This window comes from Proteiniclasticum sp. (assembly GCF_003514505.1).
GTDB lineage: Bacteria > Bacillota > Clostridia > Clostridiales > Clostridiaceae > Proteiniclasticum.
In genome coordinates, this window is the sequence record NZ_DOPX01000009.1 from 1 (window position 1) to 18978 (window position 18978).

Sequence of the window (18978 nt, forward strand, 5' to 3'; positions counted from 1 at the left end):
ATGACATTCCTTGAGAACTCCTACGCAGCTGGCGCTGACGGTCTTCTTTCACTTATTACCGATGGCACAGAGCAGCTGGTATCCAAGGCAGACGAGCTTGGAGTGTATACCGCTGTGGTATCTTCCACTCTTTATGACGAAGTAGCTTCTGTACCCACCTATATGGGCATCACCGGAATCGATTTAAGCAAGGTTGCTGATGCTTATGGTGAACTGATAGATGCGCAGTTTGATTCTTCTGAACCTGCGAATTTCATTGTGATTTCCGGTGGATCCGCCATGGGCGTTGCATCCCATCGTGAAGGAGCAAAATCCATGCTGGAAACCCTTCAGACAAAATACAATCTGACTTATGATGCAGATGTCACAGAACTGGCTACACTGAACGCCACCACAGAGATTGCCACAGGCAATGACGAAGTGAAAATCACCATCGTGCCAGGATTCCCCAATATGGACGGATACGTTTCTGGTGTTTCAGGACTGCTGCAGACAGGAGAATATGATGCAGTTGTCTCTGTATACCCTACCGCTGAAACCTTTGGAACTGCCATCGATGAAGTGGAGAAAGCCCTGGGCAAGAACATCAAGCTTCTTTGTCAGGCAAACTTTGGAGAAAATACCAAGAAGGCATTCAGCACCTTGGACTCCACAGGAAACCCAACCCTGGACGGTGCAGTCATAAACTCCGGATCCGCGTCAGATGCGTATGGAGTAGTGCTTCTTTATAACGGCATCACAGGACATGGAGATGCCTTCAAGCCGGAAGGCAAGGCCATCACCATGGCACCAGGACCTCTTGTAGCCAGCGGAGCAGAAGCTTACAGCAAGCTGGAACAGCTGGATACAAGTGATGAGATGTATGTATACACTTCCGATGAAATCAAAAACCTTCTGAAGAAATATAACGATGCTTCAGATTATGATCTGCTTATGGAAACAAGCCGAAACTTCACCACAGAAAACATTCTGGAAAGACGTGGCCTGAAGTAAGACGGTAGTGTAAAGGAGAACTGCAATTGAATGTTAAACAATTTGTCAATAAAGCCATCTATTTGATTTCAGTACCGCTGGCTGTGGGTCTTTTCATGGAACTGCTGGTGTATTCGCAGACAGGAGGACATCTCATCTCTTCGGTGCTGGATCTTCGGAACTTAGTAAGAGATCTTGGCGTTACAGCGGTGATTGCCTTTGCCTTGTCTCTAAATCTAGGCAGTGGCAGATTTGATTTATCCTTAGGCGCTCAGAGGCTTGTTGCCACCATCATTGGTGGCAACATCGCTGTGAGTCTTGGTTTTAATGGCATTGGACTGCTGATTATGGCAATTCTCATGGGGCTTCTGGCCGGATTCGGTGTTGGGATGGTCTTCAGTGTTTTCAGGATTCCACCTGTGATCCTAGGTCTTGGTATGGCCATGATCTATGAAAGTCTGGCTTTTGCTGGTTCTGATGGGAAAGGGCTGCAGCTTTTTGGTGTGCCCAATATAGAAATGCTGGTAGATCCTAATTTCACCCTATTGGTCCTGGGGCTGGGCACCTTGTTTGTTTTTATCCTCTTCACCTTCACAAAGTTCAGATATGAGATGCAAGCCATGAGAGGCTCACAGAAGATTGCAAAGACTTCTGGCATCAATGTGTTCAGACATGTTGTCATCTGCTACACCTTGGCGGGAGGACTGGTTGCAATCTCAGGTGTATTCAGCGCATCTTTCACAGGAGCTCTTGCGCCGATGCTTGGCATGACCAGTAACAGTGCAGTAATCGCCATGACTTTCCCGATGTTTCTTGGGACGTATCTGGCACGAAGAACGAACATTGCTGTGGGGATCCTCAGTGCGTCTTTGACCATAAAGCTCTTTGGGATAGGAATGGTCGCATTAAAAATCTCAAACTCACTGAATACTGTCATCAATATGCTGGTGTTTATCGGATTCCTTGCATTTCTAGCCAATGAAAAGATTCCGGCTTTAAGAAGAAGAGAAAGAGCACGTATTAAGGAAGCGAAGGCCAAAAGATTAGAACTTGAAAACGTACTACTGTAGGGAGAATATGATGGTCAATTTAAGAATAAAACCGTATGAACTCAGTGAAGAAAAAATCACCTGGGTCACAAAGACACTTTCTGAAATGTCTTTAGAAGAAAAAATAGGTCAGCTGTTTATTACGCTGAAGAGTAAGCCGGGGGTTGATGAGAAGGAGATTCAAGAGACCTTGGAAAAGTATCACCAAGGCGGACTACGCTGGCAGGGGGGAGATATGGAAACGGTCTATCTCCAAAACACCACCTATCAGAAGCTGTCAAAAATACCGCTTTTCATCGCAGCAAACTGTGATGATGGAGGAAATGGATGTATCCCTGAGAAAGGGACTTTTGTAGCAACGGCAGCTCAGGCCGCAGCCCATGAATCTCCTGATACAGCCTACCATATGGGGCTGGTTTCAGCACGTGAAGCGACGAGTATTGGCTGCAACTGGCTGTTTAATCCCGTGGCGGATATCTACATGAACTGGAGAAACACCATTGTTAACACCAGATGTTTTGGATCCGATGCAGATACGGTTCTCAAAAACACAAGAGCGTTCATCCGCGGAGTGAAAGATGGAAATCCCAACATGGCTTCTTGCATCAAGCATTTTCCAGGAGATGGTGTGGAGGAACTCGATCAGCATCTGGTTTTTGGAATCAATAGTCTCAGCGTAGATGAATGGAACAAAACATTTGGAAAAGTATATAGAAATCTCATTGAGGATGGTGTGGAAACCATCATGGTGGGACATATCGGATTACCGGAAATGAGCAGAAAGTTAAGACCAGGCATCAGGGATGAAGAAATCATGCCGGCCACCATAGCTCCAGAGCTTCTCACAGATCTTCTCAGAGGAGAGATGGGATTTAATGGACTGCTTCTTACCGACGCCACCCATATGATTGGACTGTCTGCGGTAAAGAGCAGGGAAGAGGCGCTGCCTCTGGCTGTAGCTGCGGGCTGTGACATGATTTTATTTGCCAATGATCTGGATGAGGACATGGCATTCATAAGAAATGGCATTGAAAAAAATATCATTTCGGAAGAGCGCCTTCATGATGCAGTCACAAGAATCCTGGGGCTGAAAGCGAAGCTCAATCTCACTGATGAGCAGGTGGCGATCCCTAAGAAAGAGCTTCTTTACACCACAGTAAACACAGAGGAGCATCAAAGCTTCAGAAAACTGGCTGCTGAAAGATGTGTGACCCTGGTAAAGGATACGGCAGGTCTCATTCCTGTGGACCCAGAAAAAAGGAAGAAGGTTTGGCTTGTCTATGTGCAGTCTGCACCCACAAGCATCGCCTACAGACCGGACCCGCAGCGCCTTGTTATGGTGGGAGAGCTGGAAAGAGCTGGATTCCAAGTGGAACTGGCACCATGCTTTTACGATCTGGAAGCGGAGAATGGTCCAGGCATGATGAATTTTGTGAAGATGCTGAATAAAACTAGCAGAAGAGAATTTAAAGAAAAATATGACCTGGTTCTGGTGGTGTTCAACATCAGCGGCTATGCGCAGGAAAATGTTGTCCGTGTCAAATGGAGCCAGCATCACAGTGTGGAACTGCCCTGGTATATTTCAGAGGTTCCTACCATTGGAATCAGCTTGAACTATACAAATCATCTCATTGACATTCCTCAGGTGAAGACCTTTATCAACGCCTTTGGCAGTACAAGAGAACATATCAGAGCCACTGTGGATAAGCTCTGCGGCAAGTCAGAGTTCACTGGAGAGGTGAAAGAACATTACTTCTGCAACCGGTGGGAAACGAGGTTATAAATGAGCACTCTTAAAGAAAATAGATATTTGGTCTGCATTGATTCTGATGGCTGCGCCATCGATTCTATGACAGTAAAACATGAAAAAGCTTTCGGACCTGCACTACTTGATGTTTGGGATGTGCCGACTGAAAGACATCAGGAGATCCTTACGCTGTGGAATGATTTGAATCTCTATACCAAAACCAGAGGAATCAACAGATTTCAAGGACTTTCCGCTATCTTATCCTACTACCCGGAACTGGTAGATGGTGATGAAATGAAGCAGTTTAACGCGTGGGTTCACCATACGAAGGTTCTATCACCTGAAGCCTTGAAGACAGAATATGATAAAACCGGACTTGAGATCCTATCCCAAGCACTTGCGTGGTCTCACCGAGTGAATGAGCTGATTACAGATCTGCCCTTGGCTCTTCCTTTTGAAGGAGTCAAAGAAGCCATGGTGCGCATTGGAGAGAAGGCGGACATTGCAGTAGTTTCTTCAGCAAACAGATCTGCCATTGAGGAAGAATGGAAAACCAGTGGACTATTTAATTTGGTACAGTTCTTCTTTGCTCAGAATGATGGAACCAAAAGTGAATGCATCAAAAAACTCATCGATTCAGGGTACAGAAATGATAAAATTATCATGGTAGGAGATGCCATGGGGGATTATAAGGCAGCCATAAATAACAGCATCAGGTTTTATCCCATCCTGGCGGCCAAGGAAACTTCTTCCTGGCAGGCATTTACAGACAAGTATTTTCAGATGTTCTTGAATGGAGATTTTGATGAGAAGATCCAAGATGAACTTTTGAGGACTATGGATGAGAATCTATCGGATGTCTTAAAGGAATCATAGAAAAGGAAAGACGCATACCAAACGAGGAGAGACAAGCAATCCATGCCTTGTCTCTTTCGTTTCACCATAAAGAATCAAAAGATTTCGGACGGGTTTCGGTGGAAGCGTAGCAGCATACGGAGGTAAAAAATGAGAGAATTATATCCATTAAATACAGGATGGATGTTCGAAAAAGCAAATACAGATCTTGAGAAGAATCACTGTTTTAGATTATCCCATGAGACAGTAAATCTTCCCCATACCTGGAACACAGGGGACAACAACGACAGGGGGAGGTATGTCTATCAGAGAAGCTTCTCTATAGGAAGTCAGCATACGGATCAAGAAATCTACATCGAATTTCTGGGAGCAAACTCCGTATGTCAGGTGTATTTAAACAGCACATATCTAGGAGAGCACCGGGGTGGATACGCTACCTTCCGATTTTTGATTACCCAGCTGGTCAGATGGGAAGAGGATAATGAACTGACTGTATATGTGGACAACAGCCCGACAGAAGATGTCTCCCCCTTGGCTGGAGATTTTACCATTTACGGCGGGCTTTATCGGGGCGTGAATCTCATCTGCACAGATCAAAATCATTTTGATCTGGGGTACTATGGCACCAGCGGTGTGATTCTCAGAAGCGACGTAGATGAGGAAGAAAACGGGGTTCTAAACTTGGAGCTGCATACGAAATGCAGCGAAGGTGTTCGGGTTCAGCTGTCCATTCTAGATGAGCACCATGAAATCCTGGAGACAAAATTTGAAGATGCATCCGTAAAAAACATCACCATGAAGGTGGAGAGACCAGTTTTATGGCAAGGGAAAGAAAATCCCTGTCTCTATACATTGAAAGCGGAGCTTGTGGGCGTAGATACTGTTTATGATGAGGTCAGTCTGAAATTTGGCTTCAGATCGTGCTCCCTACATGCTGAACAGGGCTTCTATCTGAATGGAAAACACCTGCGAATCAACGGTGTGGCTAAACACCAGGACTGTGAAGGGTATGGCAATGCAGTGACACCGGAAGTCATAAGACGAGATTTCGACCTGATTGGAGAGATTGGCGCCAATGCTGTAAGGCTTTCTCATTATCAGCATGATCAGCTCGTCTATGATCTCTGTGATCAGGAAGGATATGTTGTCTGGGCTGAAATTCCAATGATGTCCATGCCTGATTCAGAAAGTGTTCTGAAAAATGCGGAAGAACAGCTGAAAGAGCTTGTACTTCAGAATTGTCATCATCCTTCCATCTGCTTCTGGGGGGTTCAGAATGAGATTGCTATGGGTGGAGAGTCCATCAGCATGTACAGATCTGTGGATGAACTCAATGATACTGTGCATAAACTTTTACCTAAGGCACTGACTGCCAGTGCGAATATGTACTATGTGAAAAACGCCAGTCAGCTGAATCAGATTACAGATATGATAGGATATAATCTCTACTATGGATGGTACTATGGGGAGACAAAAGATCTGGATCCTTGGATTGAGGCGTTTCATCAGGAGAATCCAGAGGCTCCCTTGGGGATTTCAGAATACGGGGCAGATGCGAACCTTGCTTTCCATTCTGCTCATCCGAAAGTGAAGGACTATTCAGAGGAGTTTCAGAGCGTCTACCATGAAGAAACCTACAGCATAATCAGCGCCAAGCCTTATCTTTGGGGCAGTTTTCTTTGGAATATGTTTGATTTTGGCAGTGCCATCCGAAATGAAGGAGGAACCAAGGGGAAAAACTGTAAGGGACTGGTCACTTTTGACAGAAAAGTTCGGAAGGATGCCTTTTACTTCTATAAGGCCAACTGGTCCAAGGAACCGTTTATCCACATCTGTGAAAAGCGGTTTATCCACCGTCATGAGGATTTGATGGACATCAAGGTGTATTCGAATTTATCAAGAATCACCTTATCCGTTAACGGTGTTGAGATGGAGCCGGTTTCTGGAAAATTTGTATTCCTCATCAAGAATGTAGCTTTAAAGCCAGGTCAGAACATCATCAGAGCTCATCAGGAAGAGGTAGAAGATCAGGCTGTGTTTATGAAAGTAGACGAGCCGGACCTTTCATATGTCTTTGTGGATCCTCATCCGGAAATCAATGTGAAAAATTGGTTTACTCAGGAACAGGGTGAGGTGGATGTTTTTCCGGAGAACTTCTATTCTATATTGGATTCACTGGATACACTGATGGCAAGCGAAGCAGCGTGGAATGTTGTGAAAAAGTTCGCGCCAAAACTTGCAGAACGCGCAGTGCCTGGAGCTGTAACCCTACTATGGGTCTGCAACAAGATGAAAAGCGTTCTCTCGGAAGAAATGGTGAAAGAAATGAATGGTGAACTCATCAAAATCCCTAAAGGAGATATGATTCAACCTTCAAATGACGAAAACATAACTTTGAATGAAAGGGCAGGAGAAAAATGATCAGATTTACCTTAGATAGTGACAAGCTTCATCCGTTTCCCCACTACTGGGAACATAGCATAGGCAGCTGTCATGCCTATACTGCACTGAGAGAAGATTACAGAACGCAGCTGATGCGAGCTCATGACGAACTTGGATTTCAATATGTTCGGTTTCATGGCATTTTTGATGATCAGATGAGTACACTTCTCATGAAAAAAGATCATCATGGCAATGAATACGGACTTGTGTATAATTTTTCAAACATCGACAACATTTTTGATTTTCTTCTTAGAATCGGCATGAAACCTTTTATTGAGCTGGGCTTTATGCCTTCGGCCATTGCTCGAGGTGATAAAACCATATTTCATTACAATGCAAACATAACGCCACCAAAGTCTTATGATATGTGGGCAGAGCTTGTGAGAAAGTTTTCAGAGCATCTTGTGGAACGCTACGGAGTGGAAGAAGTAAAAACCTGGTTTTTTGAGGTGTGGAATGAGCCGAATCTGTTCTTCTTTTTTGATGGAACCAAGGAGGAGTATTTTAAGCTGTATGAAGTTTCAGCAAGGACCATCAAAGACGTCCATCCTGAGCTGAAAGTAGGGGGGCCAGCGACTTCCTGCAACTCCTGGATCAAGGATACGGTGGATTATTGCAAAGTCCATGATGTTCCCTTGGATTTCATTACTACCCATCATTACCCCACAGATGATCCCCTGTGGAAATCGGGTATGGATATTATGGATTTTTTTCAGTCAGACTTGGCTGGAAACCGCACCTATGAACGTGGTGTACTGACAAAGATGGCAAGAAGAGTCCGTGAAGAGGCGGGGGACTATCCGGTGTACTTCACAGAGTGGAACACCTCTGCCATGCAAGGGGATGTGAAGCGGGATGAACCCTATGCTGCGGCCATGATTGCCAAGACCTTGGCGGATCAGGACGGACTGGTAGAAGGGTACTCATACTGGACCTTCTCGGATATCTTTGAGGAAAGCGGTCAGCTGCCTGGAGTCTTTCATGGGGGATTCGGACTGCAGAACTTTTATGGGATTAAAAAGCCATCCTACAGAGTCTTTGAGCTGTTTCACGGACTAGGGGATCATAGAGTGGATATTTCTTCAGATGATTCCAATGCTACCGTGGAAGCCATTGCCACAAAAACGGATTCAGGGTACCGGATCATTTTTTATAATCATACCATTCCAGGAGAAAAGATTGGGGAGGAAAAGGTATCTTTAAATGTCTCATCCGTACATTCACTGAAGAAGGTTCTGGTCTACCGGATCGATGACACTCATGCAAATCCCAAAAAGCAATGGATGGAGATGGGAGAACCGGAGTATCTGAAAGAAAAAGAGCTTCAGCTTCTCCATGAGGCATCTGAACTGATTCCTCAAACTATGGAAATCCAGTCAGAACTGATACTGAGGATTCCAGCCCATGGTGTTATTGCGGTGGATCTTCAGTGTTGAAACTGATGCCAAGTGGAGAAGAAGTGGGCAAGAAAAGACACACTGCTTCACTGTGAGAAACCTAGCTTTTATGAAATAAGGAGGTAAGAATGAAGAAACCACATATCATTATATTTAACCCGGATCAAATGAGAAGTGACAGTATGGGGCATCTTGGGAATATCGCGGCAAGAACGCCGTTTCTGGACCGATTTGCTTCCACGGAAGGAGTTTCTTTCAGAAATGCTTTCTGTCAGAATACAGTTTGTGTGCCCAGCCGTGCCAGCTTTACAACAGGACTTTATCCCCATGTGCATGGACACAGAACCATGACACATCTGTTGAGAGCGGGAGAGGAGTCCTTGTTTAAAGAACTCAAAGACCAGGGGTATCATGTATGGATGAACGCGAGAAATGATCTCATTGCGGGACAAATCGACGGTCTTCTTGAAAAGCATGCCTCTGAAATCTATTATGGAGGCAATGCAAAGACCCCTCCAGATCCTCTATTTGAGGGATTCAAGCCAGGAGAAGGCTCTATTGATTATTCCATGTACCGCGGTGAATTGGGCGTGGATGAGGACGGTGTATATTACGGAGCTGATGATGAGGATTTAGATGCTGCCATCAGGAGAATTACAACCTATGAGGAAGAGAATCCTCTATGCCTCTTCCTTGGTCTCATCAATCCTCACCCGCCCTATCAAGTGGAAAATCCATATTTCAGTGCCATAAAGAGAGAAGAACTGCCGCCTCGGATCAAAGCTGAGGATGGAAAAGAGAAAGCGCGGATGATGGAGCTTATAAGGAGTAATCAGAAGCTTTCACATTTAACAGAATCGGACTGGAATGAAGTCCGGGCCTGCTATTTAGGTATGGTCATGAAAGTGGACCATATGTTTCAAAAGCTCTGTGATGCATTGAAAGAGGCAGGTATCTATGATGACTGCGCGATCTTCTTTCTGTCAGATCATGGAGACTATACCGGAGATTATGGGATATCTGAAAAATCCCAGAATACCTTTGAAGACTGTCTCACCAATGTGCCTCTCCTAGTTAAACCACCGGCTTGGGAAAAGGTAGATCCAGGAATCAGTGACAGTTTGGTGGAGCTCGTTGATTTTTATGGTACTGTTCTAGATTATGCAAATTGTTCTTCCACCCATACGCACTTTGGAAAGAGTCTAAAGGAGATCATTGGGAGCAGGTTGAACGAGAACCGGGAATTTGTTTGCTGTGAAGGCGGAAGACTTGCCCATGAACTCCACTGCGACGAGTTTCATGCAAATGGACCCCAGGGGACAAACCCATATACTCCTTATTACCCAAGACACTTGGCACAAAGTGATGCTACAGCCCATGGAAAAGCCACAATGATTCGAACGAGACAATTTAAATATATCGCAAGGCTTTATGAGAAAGATGAGTTCTACGATTTGGAGAAGGACCCCAAGGAGCTGATCAATCTGATGGATGAGGAGGCATACCGGGAAGAAATCCTCCGTCACAAGGAGCTCCTGATGTTTTGGTACTTACATACAAGTGATGTTGTGCCTTTTGACTATGATATGCGTTTCAGTCCAGAAATGACATGGCATAAACTAAAAAGTCTGGTGCCAAAAGAACATGAGGAAGAAATCAAGATGAAAATCGCAAAAGGGGTGAATCCTTTTGTGCTCATGAATGAATGCAAAAAAAGATTTGGTACAGAGCAAGCTGATTAAAACTTTATAAAAAATAAAGGAACTATGGATATATTCATGGTTCAGTGCATCCCTGCCATGACCGGATAAAGGAGCTTTTCAAATGCCTAATCAGACCATCTTAATCAAGCCAGCATCAGGGTACTGCAACATGAACTGCAGTTACTGCTTTTATAATGATGTGACAAATCATCGTGAAACAAAGAATTATGGATTCATGACCATGGATACAGTGGAAGAAATTGTCAGAAAGGCCTTTGCCTATGCAGACAGTTACGTTGGATTTGCTTTTCAGGGGGGAGAGCCAACTCTTGTAGGAATAGAGTTCTACCAGGGTTTCATAGGGCTGGTAGAGAAGTATAATACAAAAGGAATTCATGTAGAGTATTCTTTACAGACCAATGGAACACTCCTCCATGAAAGCTGGGCAGAATTTTTCAGACAGCACAATTTTCTCATTGGGCTGTCAATGGATGGACCAACAGAAATTCATGACATCAATAGAGTAGACCACTTAGGTAACGGTACTTATAAAGAAGTGTTAAAAGCAGCAAAGATGCTCAGAAAGCATAAGGTGGAGTTTAATGTCCTCACAGTTGTTACAAGAAATGTTGCAAGACATCCTGGTAAAGTGTATCAGTTTCTAAAGAAGAATGACTTCATGTACATGCAGTTTATCCCTTGTTTGGACAGATTGGATGAACCTCCCGGTGGGGATGTGTTTTCCCTGACACCTGAGGACTATGGTCGGTTTTTATGCCAGATCTTTGACCTATGGCACCACGATATAAAACAGAATATACCCGTGAGTGTCAGAATGTTTGACAATCTGATTCAGATTCTTCTGGGGTATTCCCCTGAGAGCTGTGATATGGCGGGTGTATGTTCTGTGAATACAGTCATAGAAGCAAATGGTTCTGTGTATCCCTGTGATTTTTACGTGCTGGATCAGTGGAAGCTGGGCAATATTTTGCAGGATGACTTTTCATCACTGAAAAAGAAGGATAGAGCAATCCTATTTGTGGATGAGTCTAAAACTAAAAATGTGGAGTGTGTAAGCTGTGATTATGTAAAGCTGTGCAAATCAGGATGTAAGCGCCATTATGTTCAAAGTGGCACATCCAGGAAGAATTATTACTGCAGTTCATACAAAAAGTTTTATGCGTATTCTTTGGAAAGACTGAGAGAGATCGCTCAGCTTGTGAGATATTATAAAAAAATCTAAGCATAGACTAAAGAGCTGTACCACGATATGTTGAAAAAGAGAAGTCTATTAATCCTCAGGTTGGATTAAGGAGTTCAAAGAAAAAGCGGTTTCCCAAAATCAAAGGGAACCGCTTTTTAAATGAAGATATTTATCAATACTACAGGTCTATGCTTTTGAGCACTTCCTTCAAAGCGTCAGCGGATTTTCTAAGTTCTACCTGTTCCTTCTCGCTGAGCTTGATGGGAATCTGTTTTTCCACACCGTTTTTACCTACAATGGCCGGCATGCTGAGTGCTACACCGTCAATGCCAAAGGATCCATGCTGAATGGAAGACACAGGAAGCACGGATTTTTCATCTCTGATGATGGCCTCGCAAATTCTTCTCACCGCCACTGCAACACCGTAGTAGGTGGCTTTCTTCTTTTCAATGATCCTATAGGCACTGTTTTTTACATCTTCTGCGATATCCTCCATATTCTGGTCATGCTCTGTAAAGCCACGCATGGAGCAGAAGTCTGAGAGCGGAACTCCGGATACATTGGCGCTGGACCAGGCAGCAATCTGAGAGTCTCCATGCTCCCCGATGATCCAGGCGTGGACGGATCTTGCATCCACACTAAGGCGCTCACCCAGAAGATACTTGAGCCTTGCTGTATCCAAGGTGGTACCTGAGCCAAAGACTCTGTTCTCTGGGAATCCCGAGAGCTTTAAAGCCACATAGGTCAGAATATCCACTGGATTTGCCACGATGAGGAGAATCCCCTGACAGTTTCTTTTGGCAATCTCGCCAATGATGGTTCTGAAAATCGCTACATTCTTCTTCACAAGATCAAGCCTTGTCTCCCCAGGCTTCTGTCCTGCACCAGCAGTAATGACAATAATGGCTGCATCCACAAGATCGTCATAGGTGCCAGCGCTGATCTTCATGGGCCGTGCAAAAGGCAGTCCATGGGAAATATCCAGGGCCTCTCCTTCAGCTCTGTTCTGATCCGCATCCAGAAGAATCATCTCCGAGAAGAGTCCACTTTCCATTAGAGCAAAGGCAGAGGAGGAACCGACAAATCCGGTGCCGATGACGGCAACTTTCCGGCTGTTCACTACTGTACTCATCTATATCATTCCTTTCGTCTTTTGTGATAAAGCGTCGGTAGTGATAATGAAGCATTCTGGTTACGGGATAACTCAAGAAAATTCATTCAAAACATGAACCTTGTGTTCCAGTAACATCAATATGCACTTATCTACCGGGACCCTGTCATACATGAGAAAAGTCAGGGTCTTACTTCATTATAAGATATCAAAGTGAAAATAAAAAGAATAATTGATGGACAGAGTATTATCTATTGCAAGGTGATTAGTCACTTTAAAATATAGTTAAAATATAAACGATAAGTTGAAAGAATGTGATACATTAACAACTTATTAAAACCATAGAAACGAAGAGCTTCCTTTCTTTTCTTTCAGGGAGGACGTCTCACCGGTAAGAAGGTCATACAGTGAGAGTCTGATCGAAGCAATCATAAATAATAAATTAACAGAAAATATAAAAAATGATATAATAAAATCATATGGAATGTAAATAGAGTACTTACCAGAAAGTGTTCTGGCGGAGACTGAGAAATGCTTGTAAGTGAAATGGGTCTATAGAAACAGAGAAGAAAGGAGAAAAACTTCATGCAGCACATCATAGAACTTCTCATCGTCCTTCTTGGCATAGGGATGACGCCGCTCCTGTACTACAGGTTTCCCAAAATACCGGAGAACATAGAACCATCGGATGGTAAAAAGGCCAGGAGCATATCCGTCATTATTCCAGCCAGAAACGAGGAAAAGAATCTCCCTCTTCTATTAGACGACCTGATAAAGCAGCGTTATGAAAACCTGGAAATCATTGTGGTGGACGATGGCTCCAGGGACAAAACAGGTGAGATTGCAAAGGCTTTTGACGTTACAGTTATCACCATCTGTGATAAGCCTCCCGGATGGCTTGGAAAAAACTGGGCCTGTCAGAAAGGGGCAGAAGCTTCAGAAGGAGAACTTCTTCTGTTTCTCGATGCAGATGTGAGGCTGAAGCCTCATGCTGTGGAAAGAATCCTAGAAGTCTACGAGAAAAATGGAGTTCCGCTTTCTGTGCAGCCCTATCATAAAACAGAGAAATGCTATGAGCAGGCTTCCTTGTTCTTTAATCTGATCCAGATCGGCGCCAACGGCACAAGTCTCAAGAAGCCTCAGAACATTGGACTGTATGGTCCACTGATTTTTCTCTCTAATGAAGACTATAAAATCATTGGTGGGCATGAGAGTGTGAAAGAAAACATTGTGGAGGATATGGCTCTAGGAGTGAGACTGAAAGAAGCGAAAATCCCATATGATCTTTATGTGGGAGATGAAGAGATTTCCTTCCGTATGTACAGTGGAGGTTTCAGAAGTCTTCTGGAAGGATGGACGAAAAATATTGCATCCGGAGCCATGAGCATACCGCCTCTGCTCTTTATGATGATTTTCTTTTTTCTCTCTTCTTTGATTTCTGTACCACTCCATATACTGACCTTTTTTATAAGCGAGCAGGGAACTTGGCTTTTTGTGTATCTTGTTTTTTATGTTCTTTGGGTAGGGATCCTCTATAATCTTTCGAAAAACGTGGGGAAGTTTCATCCTTTGGCGGTTCTTTTTTATCCTTTGCCGCTCCTGGTGCTGGTTTTTGTTTTTTTCACATCCCTGTACAAGAAGATTTTTAAGAAAAAGGTTGTCTGGAAAGGACGATCCATATAGAAGGAGATAAGTGATGCAGATTATTTTTTTATCACCAGGATGGACCATCCTTTCCATCTTTGTGCTTTGGCCACTGCTGCAGTATACCGCAGCGCTTCTTTGCCATAAGTTTCCGGACGCCCTCTACACAGAAAGGACTTTTCTATTTAGAACCTTCTCTTTTGAGAAAGAGGGACAGTTATATGCGAAGGTCTTCCGGGTGAACCGGTGGAAACATCTTCTTCCAGACGGAAGCATCAAGAAGGGAGAAGACAGATACGAGAAAAAGCACCTTTCCGATTTTTCCGAAGAGGGGCTTCAGAAGTTTCTTCTGGAATCTCGCCGGGCGGAGCTCACCCACTGGCTGGCACTCCCCTTTTTTTGGGTGTTTGGATTCTTTACGCCTCCATTGATCGTCTTCTATATGCTGGTTTATGCGATTCTTGTGAACCTGCCCTGTATCCTAGTGCAGCGCTACAACCGGCCCAGGGTGAAGAAGCTTCTGGAAAGAAAGAAAAGAAGAGAAACGCGGTAAAGAAGACCCCAAAATCTCTAAAGTGAGAAAACGATATACAAGAATGAGGAGAGGGTATTATGATTTATTATTTTTCAGGCACAGGAAACTCCAAATGGATTGCGGAAGAAATGGCAAAGAGAACAGAGGATGTCAGTGTCAGCCTTGTGGAGGAGAAGACACCCATATCCATAGAAGGAGAAGTGCTGGGGCTGGTCTTTCCCATCTATGCTTGGGGTGTACCGAAAGTGGTCCTGGATTTTATAAAGCTCTTAGAGGGAATACCATCTTATACCTATGCCATAGCCACCTGTGGAGAAGAAGCGGGCTATGCCATGCGGAATCTTCAGAAGAAACTGCCTTTGGACGCCTGCTACACCGTGGTGATGCCAAATAACTACGTGGTGGGTTCCAACTTAGAACCGGAAGAATCTGTAAGAAATAAGATCACGAAAGCGAAAGTGGATCTTTTCCATATGGCAGATGAAGTGAAGAACAGGAGGAAGGTCGTGAAAGTGGAGGAAGGGAGCTTTCCTCTTCTGAAATCCACTCTGATTCATTTTGGATTCAATCTGGCTGCAAGAAGCACAAAACCTTTTTATATCACCGATGCCTGCATCTCCTGCGGTCGGTGTGCAAAAGACTGCCCCGCAGAAGCCATAGAGATGAGAGAAGGGAAGCCTGTCTATGTGAAGGACAAGTGCTATATGTGCACGTCCTGCATCAACCGGTGTCCAGTAGAAGCCATCCAGTATGGAAAAGGGACGAAAAAAAGGGGCAGATACCAGTTTCGGGATCTTACCCTCTAAAAGAGAAGGAAGTGGCTTAAGAATCACCAGCAGAAAGGTAGGGAAAAGTATGGAACACTATGATGTCCTTGTCATCGGTGGCGGTCTTTCGGGGCTCACCGCGGCAAGCTTACTCTCAAAAAGAGGATGCAAAGTGGCTGTCATTGAAAAGAGCTATATGCCCGGGGGCTCCTGCGGCATCTTTAAGAGAGGAGACAGGACCTTTGATCAGGGGGCGGCTATGCTCTATGGATTTGGAGAAAAAGGATTCAACGCGCACCGCTTTGTCATGAACTGTCTGGAAGAACCCATAGAGATGATTCATCATGATCTTCTCTACTGCGTCAATTATGAAGGAAAACGAATCCGTTTTTATGAGGATCTGGACCGTTTCATGGAAGAGCTCTCCAGCTTGTTTCCCAAGGAGAAGGAGAGCATCAGAAGGTTTTATGGTGACATGAGACTGATGTATGAGCACATCATGGTGGAGAACCCCACCTATACGTCTGCCGATGAGACGGACCCGAAAAGTGCCCTGAAAAGCATGAGAAAGCATCCCATATCCTATATGAGGTTTCTTGGTTATCTCAATAAAAGTGCAAGAAATCTTCTGGAAAAATACTTCAAGGACCCAGAGATTTTCAATTTCTTCGACAAGCTCACGTCCACCTACTGCTATGCCACGGTGGAAGAAGCCCCTGCGGTGCTGGCCTCGGTGATGTTTGTGGACAATCATGTGGGGGGAAGCTATTACCCCGCAGGATCCACCCTGTTTCTTCCAGGAAAGCTGGAAAAGGTCATCGAAGAGCACGGGGGAGATATGTACTTGGAAACAGAAGCGGCGGAAATTCTTTTTCAGGAGGGGGAACCCTGTGGGGTCAGGCTCCAGGATGGAAGAACCCTCTATGGAAAAGACATCATTTACTCCGGTACCGTCTGGAATCTCTATGGGAAGATGATTCCAGAGAGTGAAAGCACAGAGAAAAAGAGGACCTGGGCGAAAAATCAGGTGCCCACCTATCCCAGTGTGGTGCTTTATGCAGCGGTGGACCGTGAAGTCATTCCAGAAGATACAGCTCCCATTGAAATGCTGGTGGGAAGTCCGGACAAGCTTGATGAAAGCGAAGTGACGGCGTATCTACTCAGCGTCGATGACAGAACCCTCTGTCCTGAGGACGAGCATCTTGTCATGGCCATCGGGCCCACGTTTCTTCCTTGGGAGACCTTTTTGGAGAAGGAGTATCAGGAAAAGAAGGAGGAAGAAAAAGAGAGGCTTCTAGAGGTTCTTGAAAAAAGGTTTCCTGGATTGAAGAAGAAAGTCCGGTTTACCGAGGTGGCGACCCCAAGGACCATCGAGCGCTACAATATGAAAAATGGAGGGGCTGTGGCAGGACCCAAGCAGATGCTTGGTCAGCATATGTTTAAGAGGCTTCATATCAGAACCGAGTGGAAGCATCTCTACGCCTGCGGAGAATCTACCGTCATGGGAACAGGGACGCCAACGGTGACCACCTCCGGTCTTTCCGCAGCCAATGCGGTGCTGAAGAGTCTTGGGAAAGAACCATTTGTCTATCGGGAAGGAATGAGAAATTTTGTGCATACAGTAGAGAAGCCTTTCACCAGAGACCGTATGTATGAAGGGTATGAGAAGAAGACCCGGGAAATCCTTTTGGAGGCCATGAGATGCAGATTCTGTGAACATCCTTCCTGCTCACACGGAAAAGCTTTGGATGTCCGGGGCATCATGAGAAGAGTTTCTGTGGGGAATCTCCAGGGAGCTAAGAAGTGCCTGGAAAGAACGAAGGGTGGAACCTTGGATCTGTCCCTCTATGAGGGCCGGTGCATTCTAAAGCACCAGAAAGGTGAACCGGTGCACATAAAGGGAATCATTTCCTATCTTGAGGGAGGACAGTATGAGTAAAAGCTATGAGTGCATTGTGGTTGGAGGAGGCCTAGCGGGGCTCACCAGCATGGCCTATCTGAGAAAAAACAGAATTTCATCGCTCCTCGTGGAGAAACGTGAAAAGCTTGGCGGTCTTGTGGAGACCTTCTGGCATCAGGGGTTTGCCTTTGATGCGGGTATTCGGGCTTTTGAGAACTCTGGAATCATCTTTCCTATGCTGAAGGATCTGGGGATTGAATTTCCCTTTGTGAAAAATGAAGTAACCATTGGGATCGGGAAGAAATCCATGGCGCTTGAGGGGAAAAATAGCCTCATCCGGTATGAGGAGATGCTTGCCGACCTTTTTCCCATGGAAAGAGAGAGTATTGGGAGAATCATGGCGGAAATCAGAAAGGTCATGGGATATATGGAGGTTCTCTATGGCATAGACAATCCCTTGTTTATTGAGAAAATGGATCCAGTTTATCTTCGGAAAACGCTTCTTCCCTGGTTTATGAAGTATCAGGTGAACATCCGGAAGGCTTCAAAGCTTCAGGAGCCCATTGGGGTATACTTACGAAGGTTTACGGAAAATCAGGCCCTCATTGATGTGATCATCCAGCACTTTTTTGAAGATACACCTGCGTTTTTTGCGCTCAGCTACTTCAGCCTGTATCTGGATTACAGTTATCCACTGGGAGGCACAGGGAAACTTCCGGAAAAGATGGCAGAGTACATCCTGGAGAACAAGGGGGAAATAAAAACTGGCACTGGGGTGGTGAAGGTGAATCCTGAAAACCGTACAGTCACACTGGATGATGGAGAAGTGATCACCTATGAAAAGCTCATCTGGGCAGCGGACCAGAGGTCCTTCTATTCTATGATAGAAGGGGGCTTCGATGAAAAGGTGCAGGCACAGAAAAACCTGGTGGAGAGAAGCTGTGGTGGAGACACCATTTTGACGGTATTTCTAGGTGTTGAAAAAGACGAAACTTACTTTCAGGAGCGATGCGGCAGCCACAGGTTCCACACGCCAAGTCTGGAAGGACTTTCCACGGTTCATTTTCCAGTACATGTGGAGGAGGCAAAGGAGAAGGAGCTTTTCCGCTATACAGAAGAATATCTTGAGAAAACCACCTATGAGATGTCCTGTCCTTCTTTAAGAGATAGGTCTTTGGCACCTCTAGGGTGCACAGGCCTTGTGGTCAGCACTCTGTTCAGTTATGACGTGGTGAAAAGAATGGAGGACTTGGGCGTCTATGAAGAGTTCAAGGCGTTTTCCGTGAAGACCATCCTTCGGGTGTTAGAGGAGTCCATCTTTCCAGGTTTTCAGGAAAAGGTCCGGTTCAGCCTTTGTGCTACTCCTCTGACCATGGAAAAAGAAACGCATAATTATCAGGGAGCCATCACGGGGTGGGCTTTCACAAACCCAACCATGCCTTCAGAAGACAGATTCAAAAAGATTGCAAACTCTGTGAAGACACCTCTACTAGACATCTATCAGTGTGGTCAGTGGACCTTCAGTCCCTCAGGGCTTCCGGTGTCTATTCTTACGGGAAAACTTGCCGCAGATCAGGTGAAAAAGAAAAAGGAGCAGCGCTGATATTTAGCTTTTCGGTTACCTCACATGCTATGTAGTAGGATTCTTAAAT

The 18978-nt window shown here is 44.9% G+C and carries 14 protein-coding genes; 13 read left to right on the forward strand and 1 reads right to left on the reverse strand.

Going from position 1 to position 18978, the window contains the following annotated elements; all coding sequences use genetic code 11:
• From DEF30_RS01870 to DEF30_RS01905, 8 genes are all read left to right on the forward strand, one after another.
• A partial coding sequence (locus DEF30_RS01870; RefSeq protein ID WP_294095912.1) for a hypothetical protein occupies nucleotides 1-993 on the forward strand: 993 nt, incomplete at its 5' end.
• Between the two features lie 26 nt (nucleotides 994-1019).
• Complete coding sequence (locus tag DEF30_RS01875) at nucleotides 1020-2042, forward strand: hypothetical protein (RefSeq protein ID WP_294095915.1); 1023 nt, start codon at nucleotides 1020-1022, stop codon at nucleotides 2040-2042.
• Between the two features lie 7 nt (nucleotides 2043-2049).
• Complete coding sequence (locus DEF30_RS01880; RefSeq protein ID WP_294095917.1) at nucleotides 2050-3804, forward strand: glycoside hydrolase family 3 N-terminal domain-containing protein; 1755 nt, start codon at nucleotides 2050-2052, stop codon at nucleotides 3802-3804.
• A complete protein-coding gene (locus tag DEF30_RS01885) occupies nucleotides 3805-4644 on the forward strand; it encodes an HAD hydrolase-like protein (protein ID WP_294095921.1) in 840 nt (279 codons plus the stop codon).
• Nucleotides 4645-4773: 129 nt separating this feature from the next.
• Entirely contained in the window at nucleotides 4774-7044 is a 2271-nt protein-coding gene (locus tag DEF30_RS01890) for a glycoside hydrolase family 2 TIM barrel-domain containing protein (RefSeq protein WP_294095923.1), read from the forward strand.
• The gene (locus tag DEF30_RS01895) at nucleotides 7041-8501 is read left to right on the forward strand and encodes a beta-xylosidase (RefSeq protein WP_294095924.1); all 1461 of its coding nucleotides are present in this window, start codon (nucleotides 7041-7043) and stop codon (nucleotides 8499-8501) included. Before DEF30_RS01890 ends, DEF30_RS01895 begins: the two co-directional genes overlap by 4 nt.
• Nucleotides 8502-8590: 89 nt before the next feature.
• Nucleotides 8591-10204: a sulfatase-like hydrolase/transferase gene (locus DEF30_RS01900; RefSeq protein ID WP_294095926.1), complete on the forward strand. Its 1614-nt coding sequence runs from the start codon at nucleotides 8591-8593 to the stop codon at nucleotides 10202-10204.
• Between the two features lie 82 nt (nucleotides 10205-10286).
• Nucleotides 10287-11408, forward strand: coding sequence for an anaerobic sulfatase maturase (locus DEF30_RS01905; protein ID WP_294095927.1), 1122 nt, complete (start codon nucleotides 10287-10289; stop codon nucleotides 11406-11408).
• 139 nt (nucleotides 11409-11547) lie between these two features.
• Here the strand turns inward: DEF30_RS01905 and DEF30_RS01910 are convergent, their stop codons facing one another.
• Nucleotides 11548-12501 (reverse strand): L-lactate dehydrogenase, encoded by a 954-nt coding sequence (locus tag DEF30_RS01910; protein WP_294095929.1) that lies wholly within the window; start codon nucleotides 12499-12501, stop codon nucleotides 11548-11550.
• A gap of 564 nt (nucleotides 12502-13065) precedes the next feature.
• On the opposite strand from DEF30_RS01910, the gene DEF30_RS01915 reads away from it, so the two are divergent.
• The 5 genes from DEF30_RS01915 to DEF30_RS01935 are packed head-to-tail and all read left to right on the forward strand — an operon-like array spanning nucleotide 13066 to nucleotide 18929.
• Nucleotides 13066-14163: a glycosyltransferase family 2 protein gene (locus DEF30_RS01915; protein ID WP_294095931.1), complete on the forward strand. Its 1098-nt coding sequence runs from the start codon at nucleotides 13066-13068 to the stop codon at nucleotides 14161-14163.
• 13 nt (nucleotides 14164-14176) lie between these two features.
• Entirely contained in the window at nucleotides 14177-14677 is a 501-nt protein-coding gene (locus tag DEF30_RS01920; RefSeq protein ID WP_294095934.1) for a hypothetical protein, read from the forward strand.
• 59 nt (nucleotides 14678-14736) lie between these two features.
• Nucleotides 14737-15465 (forward strand): EFR1 family ferrodoxin, encoded by a 729-nt coding sequence (locus tag DEF30_RS01925; protein WP_294095936.1) that lies wholly within the window; start codon nucleotides 14737-14739, stop codon nucleotides 15463-15465.
• 49 nt (nucleotides 15466-15514) lie between these two features.
• Nucleotides 15515-17365, forward strand: a complete 1851-nt coding sequence (locus tag DEF30_RS01930) for an FAD-dependent oxidoreductase (RefSeq protein ID WP_294095939.1) — start codon at nucleotides 15515-15517, stop codon at nucleotides 17363-17365.
• Nucleotides 17358-18929 (forward strand): NAD(P)/FAD-dependent oxidoreductase, encoded by a 1572-nt coding sequence (locus tag DEF30_RS01935; RefSeq protein WP_294095942.1) that lies wholly within the window; start codon nucleotides 17358-17360, stop codon nucleotides 18927-18929. The genes DEF30_RS01930 and DEF30_RS01935 overlap by 8 nt, the downstream gene beginning before the upstream one ends.
• Nucleotides 18930-18978 lie beyond the last annotated feature (49 nt).